Origin of the sequence: Streptomyces vietnamensis, assembly GCF_000830005.1 — a bacterium.
Taxonomy (GTDB): Bacteria; Actinomycetota; Actinomycetes; order Streptomycetales; family Streptomycetaceae; genus Streptomyces; species Streptomyces vietnamensis.
Genome location: NZ_CP010407.1, coordinates 3,631,863 through 3,649,301 on the forward strand (window position 1 = coordinate 3,631,863; position 17,439 = coordinate 3,649,301).

Genomic DNA, 17,439 nt, shown 5'->3' on the forward strand with positions numbered 1-17,439 from the left:
CGGCCACCCGAAACACTTCCGGTCTCCTGTGCGACTGCGACTGCGACTGCCGGCCACCACGGACCCGACCGCCCTGGAGAATCCGCAGGTCAGCACCCCCTCAGCCCGACCGCACCACTCAACACCCACTATCCAAGACCCCACCCGGACGCCCATCCGCTACCCTGTTCCCTGGTCAGCCGTTGGCGCGGCTCCTGTCGGGCAGCAATGCCGCTCAACGGGTTCCCCACCACACCTGACCAGCGGGCTTGGCCTCCAAGCCCCTGCCTTCGTAGCTCAGGGGATAGAGCACCGCTCTCCTAAAGCGGGTGTCGCAGGTTCGAATCCTGCCGGGGGCACTGGCTCGAAGGGCACCTGCCGGTCTCGGCGGGTGCCCTTCGGCGTTCGGGTGTGCGGCGTCGGCCGTGGCGCTGCTCCTGATTCCGATGGCCGCGCCCCCTCTCTGACGGCGGCCCGCCGGTCCTATCCTGGCCTTCACGTCACGGGGGACAACGAGGGGGAACGGTGGACTGGTTCTGGTGGGTGCTCATCCTGTTCTGGAGCGGCGGCTTCGCGTGGGCCGCCGACAACGTCCGTACCGCGCTGCGGCATCGGCACGAGCGGAAGATGGAGGTCCTCGAGGCGGCCAAGCAGGAACGGCTCGCGCTCGAGGCCTCGCACAAGACGCCCGAGCCCGTGTGCGGGTGCACGCATCATCTCGCCAAGCACGACAAGCAGGGTCGGTGCCATGAGCGGGTCGAGGTGCCGACGGCCTGGGACGAGAACAAGAAGCCGGTTCGTTACGAGGCCGGTGCCTGCAATTGTCAGCAGTACGTGGGGCCGCAGCCGCTGTCCCAGGTGTACGCGGACGAGCTGACGGATCTGGCCTAGCGCCCAGCGCCTAGCGCCGTAGTTCGTCCGGGCAGGGCGTGCCGCGCGAGAGCTTGTACGGGGCGCCCAGGCGGTAGACGCCCGACTTCGGGGCGACCAGTTCCGTCCACTCGTCGCCCTCCGGGTCCGCCTCGGCCTTGAAGAGGCAGCCCTTCTCGTTGGCGAAGACCTTCGGGAGGTCCGTGTCCGAGGCCTCGCGGGCCAGTTTCGACGCCTCCGTCTCCTGCGGCGGTTCGATCTTGCCGCCGTGCTCGTCCATGAGGGCGAGCCACGGCGAGTACGGGACGCGGATGAGGACCCGGCCGGGCCGGTCGACCCGGATCACGACCTCGTTCTCCTCCGCGCTCTGCACCTCGGCCGGCGGATCCGCGAGCGGGGTCGGGTTCTCGACCTCGTACAGCCGCCAGTTCTCGTCCGACCAGACCTGGTTCAGGTACGGCAGGCCCTCGCGGACCAGCTCCGCCTCCTGCTCGGCGCCCGAGTCGGGGGCGCCGGTGGGCAGGACGACGTAGTGGACGGCCCAGCGGTCGAGCCAGTCCTCGTAGTTGGCCGCGTTGAGCGTGTCGTCGTAGAAGAGCGGGTTGCGCTCCATGTCCGCCTGCCGGTTCCAGCCGCGCGCCAGGTTGATGTACGGGCTGAGCGCGGAGGACTCGCGGTGGCTGGACGCCGGCACGACCTCGACCCGCGCCTTGCCCGCGTCCCGTACCTGGAGCTGGTTCACCAGGGGGGCCAGCTCACGCGCCCAGGAGGCGTCCGGGGCGGTGCGGATGACGTCGTCGACGCCCTTGAAGCCGATCCACAGGTTCAGCCCGGCCACGGCGAGCAGCAGCGCGTACCAGCGGCGTGAGCGCGGCGCCGTGTACGGCAGGGCCGCGAGCAGCACGACACCCGCGAAGAGCATCGGCAGCCGGGAGATGTTCGAGCCGATCTGGGAGTCGATCAGCCAGGTCAGGAGCGTGCCGATCGAGTAGACCGCCGCGGCCGTGCGGACCGTTCGCCAGTCCTTCGGGACGAGGACGAAGGTCAGTATCCCGAAGAGGAGGGGCAGGAACATCGAGCCGAAGGCCATCGGCTGCGTGCCCGAGAACGGGAACAGCCAGGAGGAGAGGGCCACCACCGCGACCGGGGCCAGACCCAGGGCGTATGCGCCGGGGCGCCGTTTGTTCAGGAACAGCGCCGCCGCCGCGATGCCGAGGAACAGGCCCGCGACCGGGCTGCACGCCGTCGCCAGGCCCGCCAGCGGGGCCGCGACCGCCGCCTTCGCCCAGCGTTTGAAGCGCCAGCGGTGCGGCCAGCAGAAGACGGCGGCGACCGCGCCGAGCGCGAACATCATGCCCAGGCCGAAGGTCACCCGGCCCGAGAGCGCGTTGCACAGGAACGCGAAGACGGCCGCGATCGAGCAGACCATCGGGTTGCGGACCGCCCGCACCCGCACCAGGATCAGCGCGGTCAGCGCCGCCGACAGCGTCCCGGCGACCATCATCGTGCTGCGGACGCCGAGCACCGACATCAGGTACGGCGAGACCACGCTGTACGAGACCGGGTGCATCCCGCCGTACCAGGCCAGGTTGTACGCGGAGTCCGGGTGCCGTCCGACGAACTCGGCCCACGCGTCCTGCGCGGCCAGGTCCCCGCCGCTGTTCGCGAAGAAGAAGAACCACAGGACGTGGGTGAGGGCGGCCAGCCCGGTGGCCACCATGACCGTGTAGCGGCGCTTGCGCCGCGGGGCGGGGGCGGGGGCCGACGGGGACGGCGCAAGGACGGTGGCCGGGGCGGGCCGCTGGGTCGGGAGCACTATTCGCGGGAGCGAAGCGGGTCCGGTATCGGCGTGCGAGTCGCGGGCGGTGTCCCGGGGGTCACGAGCGTCATGGCCATCACGGTAGACGTCGGGGTCGGAGTCCGCGCGGTCGGCGCGTGTCGGCTCGGCGGTGGTCACTGCGGCCCTCTCCCGTACTGCCGTCTCGCTTCTCTCGTGGCCATGCGTGGGTCACATGCGTAGGTCACGTGTGCTTCTCGTCCCCCGGGAACGCTAACAGCCGGGAACCCCGGAGAACCGGGGCTCCCGGCTGTTGCGGGTGGCCTCCCGTCGCCAACGCCAAGGCGATCGGCCGGATACCCGGACCGGGCCGTCAGCCCACTCGGGTGAGCTTCTTGTCGAAGCCTGGCTCCACCAGGTCCGTCTGGAGGGCGACCGGGGAGCTGACCTTGCCGGCGCCCGTACCGATCGACACCTGACCGACGACGTCGCCCGCCTTGCCCGCGTGCGGGACGGCCTTGCCGCCGTCCGTGAGCTCCAGCTTCACCTCGAGGCCCGGCCAGCCGACCGCCTTGAGCTCCTTGGTCGCGACCACCGGGGTGTGGCCGCCCAGGCCGTCGTCCACGTAGCCCAGGACCTGGCCCTTCTTGACCACGGCCGCCGAGGTGACGTCCTTCTGGGCCTGCTGGATCAGCTTGAGGCTGTTGTCGATGGCCAGCTGCAGCTTGTCGATGAGCAGCTTGGCGTCCTTCGCCCCCATGACGATGCCGAGGATGCGGCGGTTCTGGCCGTCGACGACGGTGTTCGCCGCCCAGAGCAGGTTGCCGCCGGCCGGGGTGGAGGAGCCGGTCTTGATGCCGCTCACACCCGGGTGGAGCAGGATGTTGTTGTTGTTCTCGATCCGGCCGGGGATGCCGTCCACCGTCACGTTCGGCATGTTCACGATCTCGCGGAACACGTCGTACTGCATGACCGCCTTCGCCAGCTTCAGCTGGTCCTGCGGGGTCGACATGGTGCTGTCGAGCAGGCCGGACGGGTCCGTGTACGTGGACTGGGTCATGCCCAGGTCCTTCGCGGCGGCGTTCATCTTCTCGACGAACGCGGCCTCCGAACCGGCGTCCCAGCGCGCGAGCAGCCGGGCCACGTTGTTCGCGGAGGGGATCATCAGGAGCTCCAGGAGCTCCTTCTCCGTGTAGGTCTGGCCCTCCTGGACCGGCGCCGTCGACTCCGAGTCGTGCTTCGCCTGGTCGGCGGCCTTCTTGTCGATCGTGATCTCGGGCCCCTGCTGCTTCCCCTTGATCGGGTGGTCGCGGAGGATCAGGTACGCGGTCATCGTCTTGGTCACGGACGCGATCGGGGCCGGCTTCTGCGCCCCGTACGTGCCCATGGAACCGACGCCCTCGACCTCGACGGCGCCCTGGCCCTCGCCCGGCCACGGCATGTTCAGCCGACCGCCCTCGAAGGTGAACGTCGGCGCGGCCGACAGCGTGAGGGCGGGCGCGGGCAGCGGGCGGACCATCTGCACGATCGCAAAGACGATCAGGAGGAGCAGGACCAGCGGGGTCCAGATCCGCACCCGTCTCAGGGTCGTCCGCAGGGCGCTCGGCGGCGGGGGCGGGGTGTTCGTCAGCTCCGCGAGCAGGTCGAGCGGCGGCAGCGGCGGCAACGGCTGCTGCCGGGTCCGCTCCGGCTCGGAGAGCGCCGATCGCGACGGTACGGGGGCGGGCGCAGGCGCGGCCGCCGCCTTGGGCTCGGGCGCCTTGGGGGCCTCGGGGGCCTTGGGCGCCTTGGGGGCCTCCGTCGGGGCGGCGGAGGCCTTGGCGGCCTCCTGTGCCGCCTTCTCGGCCTTCTCGGCCTTCTCGGCCTTCTGCTCGGCGGGGATGTCGGGACGCAGCGCGCGGAAGACGCTGGTGCGCTCGCTGTCGGAGTCCGCGGTCAGAGACGACGGGAGCTTCAGGGCGGTCGTCGGCTGGTCCACGACGGGCGGCCGGACCATCTTGAACATGGTCGTCGGCTGGTCGACGGGCTCCTTGTCCGGCCCCTCGCCCGACTCCCCGTCCGATTCCTCGCCCGACTCCCCGTCCGATTCCTCGTCCGACTCCTCGTCCTCGGCGGAGTCCGAGGTCGCCTCGGGCTCCGCCGGCTCCTCACCGGCGGCGGGCTTCCGCGCGGCGAACCAGGACGCGGAGGGCGCCTTGTCCTCGACGGGCTCCTCGGGCTCTTCGGTCGGCTCCTCGGCCGACTCCTCGGCCGACTCCTCGGTCGGCTCGCCGTCGGACTCGTCGTCAGACTCGCCGTCCGCGTCCTCGGGCCCGTCACCCGGCTCGTCGTCCTGCGGCTCGTCCTCGACCTCGGAGTCGTCCGCCTCGGTCTCGTCCTCGGGCTCGCCGTCGGCCTCCGGCTCGTCCTCGCCCTCGGGCTCCTCGGTCGACTCCTCGGGCTCCTCCGCCGTCGCGACCCACGCCGCCACAGCCGTCTTCAGACGGTCGCCCTCCGGCTCCGACTCCGACGCCGACTTCGGCTCCGACTTCGGCTCCGGATCCGACGCCGGCTCGACCGCCGCCGGCTCGTCGTCCTCCGGCGTGCGCGGGGCCAGGGTCTTGAACACGGCCGTCGGCTGGTCCACCTGAACCGCCGAGGACGACGCGGCGTCTGACTCACGGAGCACGGAAAGCCGAGGATCCCGGCCGCCGCCGCCCGAGGCCGCCGTCTCCTGAGACGACCCCTGCTGCTCCGCCTTGTCGGGGGACTCGCCCGCCACCGTGCCTCCTCCATGCGTCATACGTACGTCCGAACCGTCTACCAGTGTCCTGTGTGAACCCCTTGGCTCCCGTGCTAGACGAGAACGACATACCTGCCGGTTCCCGGATGAACCACCCAGGCGCTCTCGACAGATGAATGTGAGAGGGGTCACCCTGTCATTCATCCACGCGGGGAGGCATGGATGGGCAGGAGCCGCAGAACTATTCCGGAAGAGCTTCTGTTGCTCGCTCTGGACCCGACCACGGGTACCACAGCGCAGCCGCAGTCGCTCGACCTCGGTCTGGCCGGAGCACAGCTAGTGGAGCTGGCTCTGGCAGGCCGGATAGCCCCTGACGGGGATCGTATCGCCGTGGTGATGCCACGGCCGACCGGAGATCCGACACTGGACTCCGCACTGGAACTGCTGCGCAGGCGCGGCAGCCCGGTTCGGGCCGTCCACTGGATCGGCGGGCCCCGGCTGGGGCTCCGTCAGACGTATCTCTCGCATCTGGAGCGATGCGGCATGGTGCATGCCGTGGAGGGCCAGATGTGCGGGGTGTTGCCGACGACTCGCTACCAGGCGACGGACACGGCGATCAGTCGGGAGATTCGTGCCCGGCTGGACAGTGCGATCCGCACCGGCGTACCGCCGGACCCGCGGACCGCGGCGCTCGCCGCGCTGGCCCACGCGGTCGGTCTCGGCAAGCACCTGTACCCCGGCAACGAAGGACGGTCGTCGCGGTCCCGGCTGCGCGACCTGATCCGGCACGACCCCATGGGCGGACTCGTGGCGCACGCCGTGATGGACGTCCAGAACGGTGCGGCGGCGCAGCCGCGCCGGAGCGCCGCGGGCGTCCCGGCGCAGCCTCGCGGCAGCATGGCCCGCGCGGCCGTGCACTGACGCTCGCGCGACGAGCGGCATCGAGCACCGAGCACCGAGCACCACGAACCCGGCACCAAGAACCACCCAGCAGCACCGAGTACCACCGAGTACCCCTGGAACCATCCCGGGAGCCGCACAGGTGTGCGGGGCGGTCTGGACGGCCGCCCCGCACATGTGCGTTGTCCTGGTTTCCCAGCGCGCACCCGGTCATTGGTGGCAGTCTGCCAAGCGGTAGATACTCACAGCTACGCAGCAGACAGCCGGAGGTGCAGTTTCCGTGGCGTCCAACGTCAACCCCACCGTCAGGCGACGCCGATTGGGCCAGGAGCTGCGCAAGCTCCGCGAGGCGAAGAACATGACGGCCGAGCAGGTCGCCGAGCGTCTCCTCGTCTCCCAGTCCAAGATCAGCCGGCTGGAGAACGGCCGTCGCTCCATCAGCCAGCGTGACGTCCGGGACCTGTGCGGCGTGTACGAGGTCGACGACGAGCGCATGGTCGACTCCCTCATGCAGATGGCCAAGGACTCGCGCCAGCAGGGCTGGTGGCACGCCTTCGGCGACATCCCGTACAGCGTCTACATCGGTCTGGAGACGGACGCGGAGAGCCTGCGGATGTACGAGTCGCAGATCATCCCCGGACTGCTCCAGACCCCCGCGTACGCGGAGGCCGTGATCTCCGGGGCGATGCCGGAGTCGACGCCCGCGGAGATCGAGAAGCGGGTCACGGTGCGGACCCGCCGTCAGGAGCGGATCCGGGACGAGGAGCGTCCGCTGCGCCTGTGGGCGGTGATCGACGAGGGCGCGCTGCACCGGATCGTGGGCAGCAGGCAGCTGATGGTCGACCAGCTGGAGCACCTGATCGAGCAGTCGCACCTGCCGCACGTCACCGTGCAGGTGATCCCGTTCGAGATGGGCGCGCACCCGGGGATCAGCGGACAGTACTCGATCCTGGAGTTCCCGGACACCTCGGACTCCAGCGTCGTGTACATCGAGGGCGTGACGAGCGATCTGTACCTGGAGAAGGCGCAGGACGTCGGCAAGTACTCCGTGATGTACGAGCACCTCAGGGCGCAGGCGCTGAACGTCGACCAGACGCGGGAGTTCATCGCGAAAATGGCGAAGAAGCACGCCCAGGGATGATCGCCCCGGCGCGGGTGAGGCACGGTACACCGGGCGATCGTTCCCACGGAAGCACAGCTGGAATATGCCACTCGGACGTGTGAACGCCGGTCCCGTCGGACGGGACCGGCGAGTAGCGTCGATCACGCCATCAAGAACGTTGGCGCGACACACTACTCGGCAGAACCGGAGTGAGCAGCATGGCGATTATTCAGGGCGGTACGGACACCTGGACGAAGTCCTCGTACTCGGGTGGGAACGGGGCCTGCGTCGAAGTGAAGTCCCCGGTCGTGGCCGCGATCGCGGTGCGTGACTCCAAGGCGCCCGAGGGCCCGTCCCTCTCTTTCGGTCCGGGATCGTGGAACGCCTTCGTCGGCGAGGTGAGCAACGGGGCCCTCTGAGCCCCGGTGCGCGCACGCCGTCACCAGCAGTACGAATGAGCCCTCTCGACCGGTCCGCCGTCCTGGCCGAGGGGGCTCGGCCTTTGCCCCCGGGAACCGGACGGGCCTACCGCAGCTCATCCACGTAGCGGTCCGTCCCCGGGACCGTCGGGATGAACGGAGCCACGAGCTCCACCCGGCCTCCCCCGTCCCCCAGGGACTCCAGGTCCGCGAAGTGCTCCGTCCAGCACGCGCGGGGGTCCTCCTCGAGGAACCACAGCAGGGTCAGCCGGGTGTCGACGCCCTCGACCTGCTTCACGTACGTCATGCGGTCGCCGGGCAGCGGGGTCGGCCGGAAGACCGTCACCATCGCCGCCGGTGAGCCGGCGAGGCGGCGGGGCAGTTCCCGGGTGCGGAGGCGGTCGAGCAGTTCCGCCCGCTCCTCCGGGCCCTCCGCGTCGATCACCTGGAGGATCAGGCCGGCGTAGGGGTGGTCGAGGGCGTGGAAGTCGCGCGGGCCGGTGGCCCCGTCGCGGTAGACGGTCGCCTCGTGGTCCTGGAACGAGGTGAAGACGTGGGTCCGCTCGTGGTGGACCCGGGAGTCCCGGTTGAGGCGCTTGTTGATGCCGACGGTCCACTTCATGTGGTCGTCGTAGCGGCCCTCGGTGATCCAGTACGTGGACAGGTAGCAGCCGGCGGTGACCGGCCGGGCGACGGCGGACTTCTCGGGGACGCGGAGCTCCTGGAGCTCGCGGGTGGCGACCCAGCGCCGGCCGGCGTACATCCAGGGCATGGCCATGGCGCCCGCGTAGTAGTGGTCGTCCTCGTACCAGCGGTTGTACGCGTGCTCGTGGCCCGGATGCGGTTCCACCATGGTGATCAGCGCGTGGCCGGGACGCACGCCGTACGGCCCGACGGCGGCCAGCTCCGCGTACGTCTCGCTGCGGGTCTCCTCGCTCACTCCCGTACCCCTTCCGCATGTCTTCCCTTGTCGGTGACAGCCACCTACTCTGACGGACCGTCAGATGCTTGACCAGGGTCGAGGAGGGTCCGAATGCTGCTCCAGGGGAAGACGGTCGTCGTGTCGGGGGTCGGCGCCGGGCTCGGGCACCGGATCGCGGAGACGGTGGTGCGGGACGGGGGCCACGCGGTGCTCGGCGCGCGCACCGGGGCCAACCTCGCCAAGTCCGCGGCCGAGATCGACCCGGAGGGGCGCCGTACCGCGTACCGGGTCACGGACATCACCGACGAGGAGCAGTGCGAGGCGCTGGCCGCGCTCGCCGTGGAGCGGTTCGGCGGGATCGACGCGGTGGTGCACGTGGCCGCCTGGGACTCCTACTTCGGGGGTCTTGAGGACGCGGACTTCGCGACCTGGCAGGGGGTGCTCGACGTCAACCTGCTCGGGACCCTGCGGATGACCCGGGCCTGTCTGCCGGCCCTCAAGGAGCGGGGCGGTTCCGTCGTCCTGATCGGGACGCAGTCGGCGATCGCCGCGCCCTCGCAGGTGCGGCAGGCGGCGTACGCGGCCTCGAAGGGGGCGCTGACCTCGGCGATGTACTCGCTCGCGCACGAGCTGGGGCCGCACCGGATCCGGGTCAACACCGTGCTGCCGGGCTGGATGTGGGGACCGCCGGTCCAGGCGTACGTCCAGTTCGCCGCGCACACCGAGGGGCTGCCGGAGGCTGAGGTGCTGGCCCGGCTCACCGAGCGGATGGCACTGCCGGAACTCGCGACGGACGGGGACGTGGCGGAGGCGGCGGCCTTCCTCGCCTCGGACCGGGCGCGGGCGATCACGGGGCAGTCGCTGCTCGTCAACGCCGGGGAGCTGATGCGCTGAGCGCTCGGCTCATCCCCTCGGGTAGCGCGCCAGCCAGCCCGGCGAGGACTCCGCGGGGGTGTGCAGGGCGGCGCCCTGGGTCATCTCCATCGAGAAGTCGTCCGCGAGCTCCAGGACCGTCGCGCGGCCCTCCAACTCGGCCAGCCAGGCCGGCGGGAGGGCCGTCTCGCCGTGCAGGGCGCCGAGCAGCGCGCCGGTGAGCGCGCCCGTCACCGCCGAGGGCCCGTCGTGGTTCACGGCGAGCCGCAGCCCGTGCCGTACGTCCTCGCCGACCAGGGCGCAGTAGACGGCCGCCGCCAGCTGCCCCTCGGCCCGGTCGTCCCCCGCCCCGAGGGCCGTCACCCGGTCCGCGTCCGGCACCCCCTCCCGTACGGCTCCGAGGGCGCGGCCCAGTGCCTCGGTGACCGGCTCGTGGCCGGGGCGCACCGCGAGCTGCTCCAGGGCGCGGGCCACCGCCGCCTCGACGGAGCCGCCGCGCGCGAGGCCGTGGACGGTGACCGCGAGGGCGCCCGCCGCGAGTCCTGCGGCCGGGGCGCCGTGCGTCTGCGCGGCGCACTCCACGGCGAGCTGGCAGACGAGCTGCGGCTCCCAGCCGACGAGCAGCCCGAAGGGGGCCGAGCGGGCCAGGGCGCCGGAGTCGGCGGCGTCCGGGTTCTTGGGCTTGTCGAGGGTGCCGAGGAGGTCGTCGCCGAGGCCGGTGAGGCAGGCGCGGGGCGGGTTGCGGCGGGCGTAGAGCCACTCCTCGCGGGCGAGCCAGCCGTTGTCCTTGCGGCGCTCGTCGGGTCCCCAGTCGCGCTGGGTGGCGGCCCAGCGCAGATGCGCCCGGTGGACGTCGGTGGGCGGGTGCCAGGCGCCGGTGTCGCGGCGGACCTGGGCGCGGATGAGGCCGTCGACGGTGAAGAGGGCCATCTGGGTCGCGGCGGTGACGGCGCCGCGGCGGCCGAAGGCGGGAACGGGGTCGGTGAGTCCGTCAGGTCCGTGGGCCTCGCGCAGTTCCACGAGCGTGCGGCCGTCCGCCCCCGCCCCGAGGGCGTCGCCGAGGGCCCCACCGAGCAGACAGCCCCGTACGCGGGCCCGGAAGTCCTGCTGTTCGGCGCGGCCCCACACGGCCGCGGCTGTCGTGGCCACGATGTGCCCTCCCCCGTAGACCGGTCTGCGCAGCACTGTAATGGACCGGGTACGCCCGTTCGGGGCGCAGAACGTTATGTGTTCCGACGCCCTTCAGTCCACTTTTGACCACGTTCCCGGGTACGGGGGAGGGGCACCACGCAGCGGCTACTCCTGCGGAAGGACCGGGAGCAGTTCCGGGAGGTGACCGTCCGACGCGCGGGCCGTCTGCTGCCGCTCCTCCGGGACCTCGCCGTACAGGGTCGTCCGGGGCTTCGCCGGGCGGCCCGCCGTCGCCGCGATCGCCTCCAGGTCGCGGATCGAGCGGTACGAGCCGTAGCTGGAGCCCGCCATGCGGGAGATGGTCTCCTCCATCAGCGTGCCGCCCAGGTCGTTGGCGCCCGAGCGGAGCATCTCCGCCGCGCCCTCCGTGCCCAGCTTCACCCAGCTGGTCTGGATGTTGGGGATGTGCGGGTGGAGGAGGAGCCGGGCCATGGCGATGACGGCGCGGTTGTCGCGGGCGCTCGGGCCGGGGCGGGCGATGCCCGCGAGGTAGACGGGCGCGTTGGTGTGGATGAAGGGGAGGGTCACGAACTCGGTGAAGCCGCCGGTCTCCTGCTGGATGCGGGAGAGGGTGCGGAAGTGGCCGAGCCAGTGCCGGGGCTGGTCCACGTGCCCGTACATCATCGTGGAGGAGGAGCGTATGCCCAGCTCGTGGGCCGTCTTGATGACCTCGATCCACGTCGCCGTCGGCAGCTTGCCCTTCGTCAGGACCCAGCGGACCTCGTCGTCGAGGATCTCCGCCGCCGTGCCGGGGACCGAGTCGAGGCCCGCCTCCTTCGCCGCCGTCAGCCACTCCCGTATCGAGAGGCCCGTGCGGCTCGCGCCGTTGACGACCTCCATCGGGGAGAAGGCGTGGACGTGCATCCCGGGGACCCGCTTCTTCACCGCGCGCGCGATGTCGAAGTAGGCGGTGCCGGGCAGGTCGGGGTGGATGCCGCCCTGCATGCAGACCTCGACGGCGCCGACCTCCCAGGCCTGCTGGGCGCGGTCCGCGACCTGGTCGAGGGAGAGGGTGTACGCGTCGGCGTCGGTGCGGCGCTGGGCGAAGGCGCAGAAACGGCAGCCGGTGTAGCAGACGTTGGTGAAGTTGATGTTCCGCGTGACGATGTACGTGACGTCGTCGCCGACGACGGACTTCCGCACGTCGTCCGCTATACGGGTCAGGGCGTCGAGCGCCGGGCCGTCCGCGTGCAGCAGGGCGAGCGCCTGGGCGTCGGTGAGCTTCGTCGGGTCGTCGGCGGCGACGGACAGCGCCTCGCGGACGTCGGCGTCGACCCGCTCCGGCACCATGCCGGGCGCGGCGGCCTCGCGGAGCGCCTCCCAGTCCCCGTACACCTCGTCGAAGTCGTCCCGCCGGTCCCCCGTGCGGCCCTCGGTGTCGATGGTCGCGTGCAGATCCGTGCGGCCGGTCGCGGTGAAGGCCTCGTCGGGCTCCTGCCAGGGCAGGCCGCGCACGGGCGCGTCGGGGTTCGCGAGGCCGGTCTCGGGGTCGGCGAGGGCGCGGACGTGCGGGAGGAGCCGGGGGTCGAGCCAGGGTTCGCCGCGCTGGACGAACTCCGGGTACACGCAGAGCCGTTCGCGCAGCTCGAACCCGGCGGCGCGGGACCTCTCGGCGAGCTCCTCGATCTGCGGCCAGGGCCGCTCCGGGTTGACGTGGTCGATGGTGAGCGGGGAGACCCCGCCCCAGTCGTCGATGCCGGCGGCGATCAGCCGCTCGTACTCCGAGTCGACGAGGTTCGGCGGGGCCTGGAGGCAGGCGGAGGGGCCCATGATGAGCCGGGCGACGGCGACGGTGGCGACGAGGTCGTCGAGCTCGGCGTCCGGCATCCCGCGCATCGCCGTGTCCGGCTTGGCGCGGAAGTTCTGGATGATCAGCTCCTGGATCGAGTGGTACGCGCGCGCCACGCGCCGCAGCGCGAAGAGGGACTCGGCGCGCTCCTCCAGGGTCTCCCCGATGCCGAGCAGCAGCCCGGAGGTGAAGGGGACCGAGGACCGTCCGGCGTCCTCCAGCACCCTGAGCCGCACGGCGGGTTCCTTGTCGGGGGATCCGTAGTGGGGGCCGCCGGGCTCGGACCAGAGCCGGGTCGCGGTCGTCTCCAGCATCATGCCCATGGAGGGCGCGACGGGCTTGAGGCGCTGGAAGTCCGTCCAGGACAGCACGCCGGGGTTGAGGTGCGGGAGGAGCCCGGTCTCCTCCAGGATGCGGATCGCCATGGCCCGTACGTACGCGATCGTGTCGTCGTAGCCGTGCGCGTCGAGCCACTCGCGGGCCTCGGGCCAGCGGTCCTCGGGCTTGTCGCCGAGGGTGATCAGGGCTTCCTTGCAGCCCAGTTCGGCGCCGCGCCGGGCGATGTCGAGGACCTCGTCCGGCGACATGAACATCCCGTGCCCGTCCCGGCGCAGCTTGCCGGGGACGGTGACGAAGGTGCAGTAGTGGCACTTGTCCCGGCAGAGCCGGGTGAGCGGTATGAACACGCTCTTCGAGTACGTGACGACCCCGGGCCGCCCGGCCGCCTCGAGACCGGCGTCCCGCACGCGCCCCGCGGAGGCGACGAGGTCGTCCAGATCGCTCCCCCGCGCCCGCAACAGCACGGCGGCCTCGGCGACATCGAGCGCGACGCCGTCCCTGGCCCGCTTGAGGGCGCGGCGCATGGCGTTCTCGGTGGGTCGTCCTGCCTGGTGATCCGTCATGAACCGAGCATACGAGCGCACCCCTGGCCGGGGGTTCGGGTCCCCGCAGGAAGGAGGGTCAGTCCGTGTCCTTGGGGTGCCGAGGAGCGGCGTACACGAAATGCACGGTGCGGCGCGACTCGTCGACGAGGTACCGGACCCGGCCACCGGCCGTCACCTCGTACTCCCACTGCGGATAGCTGCGCCCACCGAGCGTCCCGTCCGCGAGGCGGCCACGCAGCCGGTGCTGCCTGTCCGGGTCGTCCTGTCGGAGCGGATCCCGGCGCAGGGCTTCGAAGCAGCGCCGGGTGTTGCCCGGAGCCTCGGCAGCGAGCTCCCCCCACCCTTTGGCCGCCTCGTTCGTCGCGAAGCGCAGGCGCCACTCCTCGCCGACCGGTGGCGGGGCGACGTCGTCGCCGCGCTTCGGCGTCACGGAGCCGTCACCTCTCCATGGTCCTCGTCGGGGAGCGGACGGGTGAGCTGGGCGGTGAGGCCAGGGTCGGCGAGGACGCGGGCCGTCGCCCGCCACTCCACGATCGTGCGGTGGAGGGTGGCGTGAACGTCCAGCTGTGCCGCGTCGTGCGTCGCGTCCACCAGGTCCTGGACGAACTCCCGCGTCTCCTCGGTGGAAAGGTGACGCACCCAGGGGAAGACCGCAGGGAGGGCTCGCCCTATGACACGGGCGCCGTCGTCGGCGGAGAGAAGCGCGGCGAGGAGGCGGGCCGTGACGTCGGCCGTCTCCTCGCGCTCCTGGTCGTAGCCTGCGGTCGTGAGGTAGAGGTCCTGCCCGTCGCGGCGAGTGACGAGCAGGCGGTAGGCGCTGTCGAGCCGTTCGGCGACCCGCTTCGAGTTCTTGGAGAGCTCGGAGAAGGAGACACTCTGGGTCAGCATGCACCGACCATACTTCGGAACGTATTCCGAAGTCAATCACTCAGAGGTAGCGCGCATACGCGTCCAACACCCCCAGCACCTCCCCCTCACCCCCCGACGGCAGCTGGAGGACGACCTCCTCGCAACCCAGCTCCGCGTAGTGCGCGAGCTTGCCCGGGCTCGGGAGGACCGCGTACGGGACGAGCTGGAGGGTCGCGGGGTCACGGCCGGCCTTCTCCCACGCCTCCCGCAGGACCGGGAGGGACTCCGTCAGGCCGCGGCCGCCGATCGGCATCCAGCCGTCGGTCTGCGCCGCGATCTGCGCGAAGAGCTTCGGGCCCGCCGCCCCGCCCAGCAGGACGCGCGGGGCGCCGCCCGCCGGCTTGGGCCAGACCTCCGAGGCGCGTACGGAGTCGCCGTACTCCCCTTCGTACGCCGTCGGCTCCGGCGCCCACAGCGCCCGCATCAGGTCCAGCCGGTCACGGCCCAGCTCCCGGCGGGTGGACCAGTCGACGCCGTGGTCGGCGGCCTCCTCCCGGTTCCAGCCGAAGCCCACCCCCAGCGTGAACCGGCCCCCGGAGAGGTGGTCGAGCGTGGCGACCTGCTTGGCCAGCACGATCGGATCGTGCTGGGTGATCAGCGTGATGCCGGTGCCCAGGCCGAGGCGCTCGGTGACCGCCGCCGCCTGCCCCAGGGCCACGAACGGGTCGAGCGTCCGCGCGTACTCCCGGGGCAGCTCCCCGCCCGCCGGGTAGGGCGTCTCGCGGGAGACGGGGATGTGGGTGTGCTCGGGGAGGTAGAGCCCCGCGAAGCCGCGCTGCTCCAGCTCGCGCGCGAGCCGCACCGGGCTGATGGTCTCGTCGGTCAGGAAGATCGTGGTCGAGATCCGCATAACCGCACGGTAGGGGGTGGGGCTCGGATTTCCGAGGCCTGCGGCACCATCGGAAATCCGCAGGTGCTTCCGCGGCCCGCCTGTTTGGATGACCCGGTGCTGAACCGAATCGAGACGTACTACGACGCCGTCCCCCGTTCCGCCGCCCGCGCCGAGGCGTACGGGCCGCTGACCCTCTTCGTGCGGGAGGGGCAGGGCTGGCCCTACTACGCCCGCCCGACGCTCGGGCACGAGGGCGAGGTCCCCATGGAGGCCGTGGAGAAGGTACGGGCCCGGCAGCGGGAGCTCGGCGTGCCCGAGGCCTTCGAGTGGGTCGCCGAGACGACGCCCGGGCTGCGGGCCGCCGTGGAGGCGACCGGGCTCACCGTCCACGAGCACCCGCTGATGGTCCTGGAGGGCGAGCCGCTCGCCGTACCGGAGCCCGAGGGCGTCACCGTACGGCTCGTGGGCGCGGACGACTCCGCCCTGGAGACCGCCGTCGCCGCCCCGTACGCCGCCTTCGGCGCGGAACCCCAGCCCGGCAGCACCGCCACGGTCGCCGAGCGCCTCTCGGCCGGCCTGACCCGGCTCGCGGCCGCCCTGGACGCCGACGGTCACGCCCTCTCCGCCGGCCAGCACCAGCCCGTCGGGGCCGTCTCCGAGGTCGTCGGCGTCGGCACCGTCCCGGCGGCCCGACGCCGGGGCCTCGGGCTCGCGGTCACGGCCGCCCTGGTCGCGGACGCCCGCGCCCACGGGACGGAGCTCGTGTTCCTGACGGCCTCGGACGCGGACGTGGCCCGCCTCTACGGCCGGCTCGGCTTCCGTACCGTCGCGACCGCCCTCATCGCGGAGGCCGAGGGGTAGAAGCAGCCCGGAGAACTTTCTTCGAAGAAAGTTCTCCCGTCGTGTCACATCCTCGGCGCGCGGTCCGTCAGTGCAGTGAAAGCAGCGCACGAGACACCGACACCGAGGAGCGATCACCATGGCGCACCAGCCCGAGGCCCGCATGACCAACCCCGCCCACCTCCTGGCCGACGCCGGTCCGGCGATCCAGAACCTGATCAAGGCCACCCGGCAGGGCGGGGTCGACGAGTCGATCCTGGAGCTGGTGCACCTGCGGGCCAGCCAGATCAACAACTGCGGCTTCTGCGTCGACTACGGAGCCAAGAGCGCCAGGAAGAACGGCGTCAGCGACGAGAAGCTGTTCGCCGTGGCGGCGTGGCGCGAGGCGCCGTACTTCTCCGACGAGGAGCGGGCGGCCCTCGCCCTCGCCGAGGCGGCGACCCGGCTCGCCGACGCCCCGGACGCGGTGCCGGACGCGGTGTGGGACGCGGCCGCCGATCACTTCGACGAGAAGCAGCTCGCCGCGATCGTCCTGATGGTCGGCGTCACGAACCTGTTCAACCGGCTCAACGTCACCGTCCGCCAGCCGGCGGGCGTGGGTTTCTGACCATCAGCACGTCCACCGGGTCCTCGGACTCCCACGCGAACCCCTCCCGCTCGTAGAGGCGGCGGGCCGCGCTGCCCTGGAGCACCACCAGGCGGACCTGGAGCGACGCCTCGTCCGCCCGGGCGAGGAGGTCGCGCAGCACCGCCGTCCCGAGGCCCCGGCCCTGGGTGGCGGGGTCCAGGTAGAAGTGTTCGAGGTAGAGGCCCTCGCCGTCCTCGTACGGGCGCACCGTCACGCATCCGGCGAGTGCGCCGTCCACTTCGATCACCGAGGTGTGCGCCGGCGAGAAGCCGTCGCGCAGCCGCTGGCGCACCCGGTGCTCGTCGTAGCGGCCGAGGCGCACCAGGTCCTCGCGCATCACCTCGGCCCGCAGCTCGGCCATCGCCTCGACGTCCTCCGCCCGGCCCGGCCGCAGCGCCCAGTTCGTTTCCCGATACATGTACGCATCCTAAGGAGCCCCCTGCGACCTCCCGTCCGGTCGGGCACGGTCGTCGCCGGACGGTCGTAACCGGATCCGCGCCGTCCGCGTTACGACGGGCATGAAGAGGATCCTCACCGCAGCCGCCCTGACCGTCTTCGCCGCCGCGGGTGCCGCCGGCGCCGCCGCCGGGACCGCGGCCGCCGACACCGGCGGCCTGAACCTTCCCTCGGTCGTCCCCCTCAGCGGCGTCCTGACCCCCAAGGCGAAGCCGGCCCACACCCCCGACCTGCCGCCCGCCAACGCGGCGGTGGAGCGCCTGCTCCCCGGGCATCACTGAGCCGTACGAACGCAGCGAAGGTGGCGGACCCCCCACGGGCCGCCACCTTCGCGTTTCCGGGACGC

The 17,439-nt window shown here is 71.9% G+C and carries 17 protein-coding genes and 1 tRNA gene; 9 read left to right on the top strand and 9 right to left on the bottom strand.

Annotated elements, in window-relative coordinates:
• Positions 1–265 precede the first annotated feature (265 nt).
• Positions 266–338: transfer RNA gene (locus SVTN_RS16035), tRNA-Arg, on the top strand.
• A 166-nt stretch (positions 339–504) separates the two neighbouring features.
• Positions 505–870, top strand: a complete 366-nt coding sequence (locus SVTN_RS16040; RefSeq protein ID WP_041129706.1) for a hypothetical protein — start codon at positions 505–507, stop codon at positions 868–870.
• Positions 871–880: 10 nt separating this feature from the next.
• Here SVTN_RS16040 and SVTN_RS16045 read toward each other — a convergent pair whose 3' ends face one another.
• Positions 881–2,806 carry an MFS transporter gene (locus SVTN_RS16045; protein WP_041129707.1) on the bottom strand — a complete coding sequence of 642 codons (1,926 nt, stop codon included), beginning with the start codon at positions 2,804–2,806 and terminating at the stop codon, positions 881–883.
• A gap of 193 nt (positions 2,807–2,999) precedes the next feature.
• Positions 3,000–5,408 carry a D-alanyl-D-alanine carboxypeptidase family protein gene (locus SVTN_RS16050; protein ID WP_425428979.1) on the bottom strand — a complete coding sequence of 803 codons (2,409 nt, stop codon included), beginning with the start codon at positions 5,406–5,408 and terminating at the stop codon, positions 3,000–3,002.
• A gap of 162 nt (positions 5,409–5,570) precedes the next feature.
• On the opposite strand from SVTN_RS16050, the gene SVTN_RS16055 reads away from it, so the two are divergent.
• The 3 genes from SVTN_RS16055 (at position 5,571) to SVTN_RS16065 (ending at position 7,769) form a co-directional block, all read left to right on the top strand.
• Entirely contained in the window at positions 5,571–6,269 is a 699-nt protein-coding gene (locus SVTN_RS16055) for a GOLPH3/VPS74 family protein (RefSeq protein WP_041129709.1), read from the top strand.
• Between the two features lie 259 nt (positions 6,270–6,528).
• Positions 6,529–7,389, top strand: a complete 861-nt coding sequence (locus SVTN_RS16060) for a helix-turn-helix domain-containing protein (RefSeq protein WP_041129710.1) — start codon at positions 6,529–6,531, stop codon at positions 7,387–7,389.
• A 179-nt stretch (positions 7,390–7,568) separates the two neighbouring features.
• Positions 7,569–7,769, top strand: coding sequence for a DUF397 domain-containing protein (locus tag SVTN_RS16065; protein WP_041133951.1), 201 nt, complete (start codon positions 7,569–7,571; stop codon positions 7,767–7,769).
• 106 nt (positions 7,770–7,875) lie between these two features.
• Here SVTN_RS16065 and SVTN_RS16070 read toward each other — a convergent pair whose 3' ends face one another.
• Positions 7,876–8,709, bottom strand: coding sequence for a hypothetical protein (locus SVTN_RS16070; RefSeq protein WP_041129711.1), 834 nt, complete (start codon positions 8,707–8,709; stop codon positions 7,876–7,878).
• A gap of 93 nt (positions 8,710–8,802) precedes the next feature.
• Here SVTN_RS16070 and SVTN_RS16075 point away from each other — a divergent pair, with 93 nt between their 5' ends.
• A complete protein-coding gene (locus SVTN_RS16075; protein ID WP_041129712.1) occupies positions 8,803–9,585 on the top strand; it encodes an SDR family oxidoreductase in 783 nt (260 codons plus the stop codon).
• Between the two features lie 9 nt (positions 9,586–9,594).
• On the opposite strand, the gene SVTN_RS16080 is transcribed toward SVTN_RS16075, so the two are convergent.
• From SVTN_RS16080 to SVTN_RS16100, 5 genes are all read right to left on the bottom strand, one after another.
• Positions 9,595–10,713 carry an ADP-ribosylglycohydrolase family protein gene (locus tag SVTN_RS16080; protein WP_041129713.1) on the bottom strand — a complete coding sequence of 373 codons (1,119 nt, stop codon included), beginning with the start codon at positions 10,711–10,713 and terminating at the stop codon, positions 9,595–9,597.
• 147 nt (positions 10,714–10,860) lie between these two features.
• Positions 10,861–13,446 carry a bifunctional FO biosynthesis protein CofGH gene (locus tag SVTN_RS16085; protein ID WP_041129714.1) on the bottom strand — a complete coding sequence of 862 codons (2,586 nt, stop codon included), beginning with the start codon at positions 13,444–13,446 and terminating at the stop codon, positions 10,861–10,863.
• A 58-nt stretch (positions 13,447–13,504) separates the two neighbouring features.
• The gene (locus tag SVTN_RS16090) at positions 13,505–13,858 is read right to left on the bottom strand and encodes a hypothetical protein (protein ID WP_041129715.1); all 354 of its coding nucleotides are present in this window, start codon (positions 13,856–13,858) and stop codon (positions 13,505–13,507) included.
• Complete coding sequence (locus SVTN_RS16095) at positions 13,855–14,316, bottom strand: hypothetical protein (RefSeq protein WP_041129716.1); 462 nt, start codon at positions 14,314–14,316, stop codon at positions 13,855–13,857. Before SVTN_RS16095 ends, SVTN_RS16090 begins: the two co-directional genes overlap by 4 nt.
• 40 nt (positions 14,317–14,356) lie before the next feature.
• Positions 14,357–15,187 carry an LLM class F420-dependent oxidoreductase gene (locus tag SVTN_RS16100; protein WP_041129717.1) on the bottom strand — a complete coding sequence of 277 codons (831 nt, stop codon included), beginning with the start codon at positions 15,185–15,187 and terminating at the stop codon, positions 14,357–14,359.
• Between the two features lie 96 nt (positions 15,188–15,283).
• Between SVTN_RS16100 and SVTN_RS16105 the strand changes: the two genes are divergently transcribed.
• Together SVTN_RS16105 and SVTN_RS16110 are read left to right on the top strand one after the other, a co-directional pair.
• A complete protein-coding gene (locus SVTN_RS16105; protein WP_342669679.1) occupies positions 15,284–16,030 on the top strand; it encodes a GNAT family N-acetyltransferase in 747 nt (248 codons plus the stop codon).
• Positions 16,031–16,148: 118 nt separating this feature from the next.
• On the top strand, positions 16,149–16,616 hold the full coding sequence (locus SVTN_RS16110) for a carboxymuconolactone decarboxylase family protein (RefSeq protein ID WP_041129719.1): 468 nt from the start codon (positions 16,149–16,151) through the stop codon (positions 16,614–16,616).
• Here SVTN_RS16110 and SVTN_RS16115 read toward each other — a convergent pair.
• Positions 16,582–17,055, bottom strand: a complete 474-nt coding sequence (locus tag SVTN_RS16115) for a GNAT family N-acetyltransferase (protein ID WP_041129720.1) — start codon at positions 17,053–17,055, stop codon at positions 16,582–16,584. The two genes, SVTN_RS16110 and SVTN_RS16115, sit on opposite strands and share 35 nt — an antisense overlap.
• Before the next feature lie 100 nt (positions 17,056–17,155).
• Between SVTN_RS16115 and SVTN_RS16120 the strand changes: the two genes are divergently transcribed.
• Positions 17,156–17,374, top strand: a complete 219-nt coding sequence (locus tag SVTN_RS16120) for a hypothetical protein (protein ID WP_041129721.1) — start codon at positions 17,156–17,158, stop codon at positions 17,372–17,374.
• The last annotated feature ends 65 nt before the right edge of the window (positions 17,375–17,439 follow it).

Coding starts and splice junctions, on each gene's coding strand:
- SVTN_RS16050 (WP_425428979.1), bottom strand. CDS start 5,408: ATGACGCATGGAGGAGGCACGGTGGCGGGCGAGTCCCCCGACAAGGCG.
- SVTN_RS16055 (WP_041129709.1), top strand. CDS start 5,571: ATGGGCAGGAGCCGCAGAACTATTCCGGAAGAGCTTCTGTTGCTCGCT.
- SVTN_RS16065 (WP_041133951.1), top strand. CDS start 7,569: ATGGCGATTATTCAGGGCGGTACGGACACCTGGACGAAGTCCTCGTAC.
- SVTN_RS16075 (WP_041129712.1), top strand. CDS start 8,803: ATGCTGCTCCAGGGGAAGACGGTCGTCGTGTCGGGGGTCGGCGCCGGG.
- SVTN_RS16085 (WP_041129714.1), bottom strand. CDS start 13,446: ATGACGGATCACCAGGCAGGACGACCCACCGAGAACGCCATGCGCCGC.
- SVTN_RS16095 (WP_041129716.1), bottom strand. CDS start 14,316: ATGCTGACCCAGAGTGTCTCCTTCTCCGAGCTCTCCAAGAACTCGAAG.
- SVTN_RS16100 (WP_041129717.1), bottom strand. CDS start 15,187: ATGCGGATCTCGACCACGATCTTCCTGACCGACGAGACCATCAGCCCG.
- SVTN_RS16110 (WP_041129719.1), top strand. CDS start 16,149: ATGGCGCACCAGCCCGAGGCCCGCATGACCAACCCCGCCCACCTCCTG.
- SVTN_RS16115 (WP_041129720.1), bottom strand. CDS start 17,055: ATGTATCGGGAAACGAACTGGGCGCTGCGGCCGGGCCGGGCGGAGGAC.
- SVTN_RS16120 (WP_041129721.1), top strand. CDS start 17,156: ATGAAGAGGATCCTCACCGCAGCCGCCCTGACCGTCTTCGCCGCCGCG.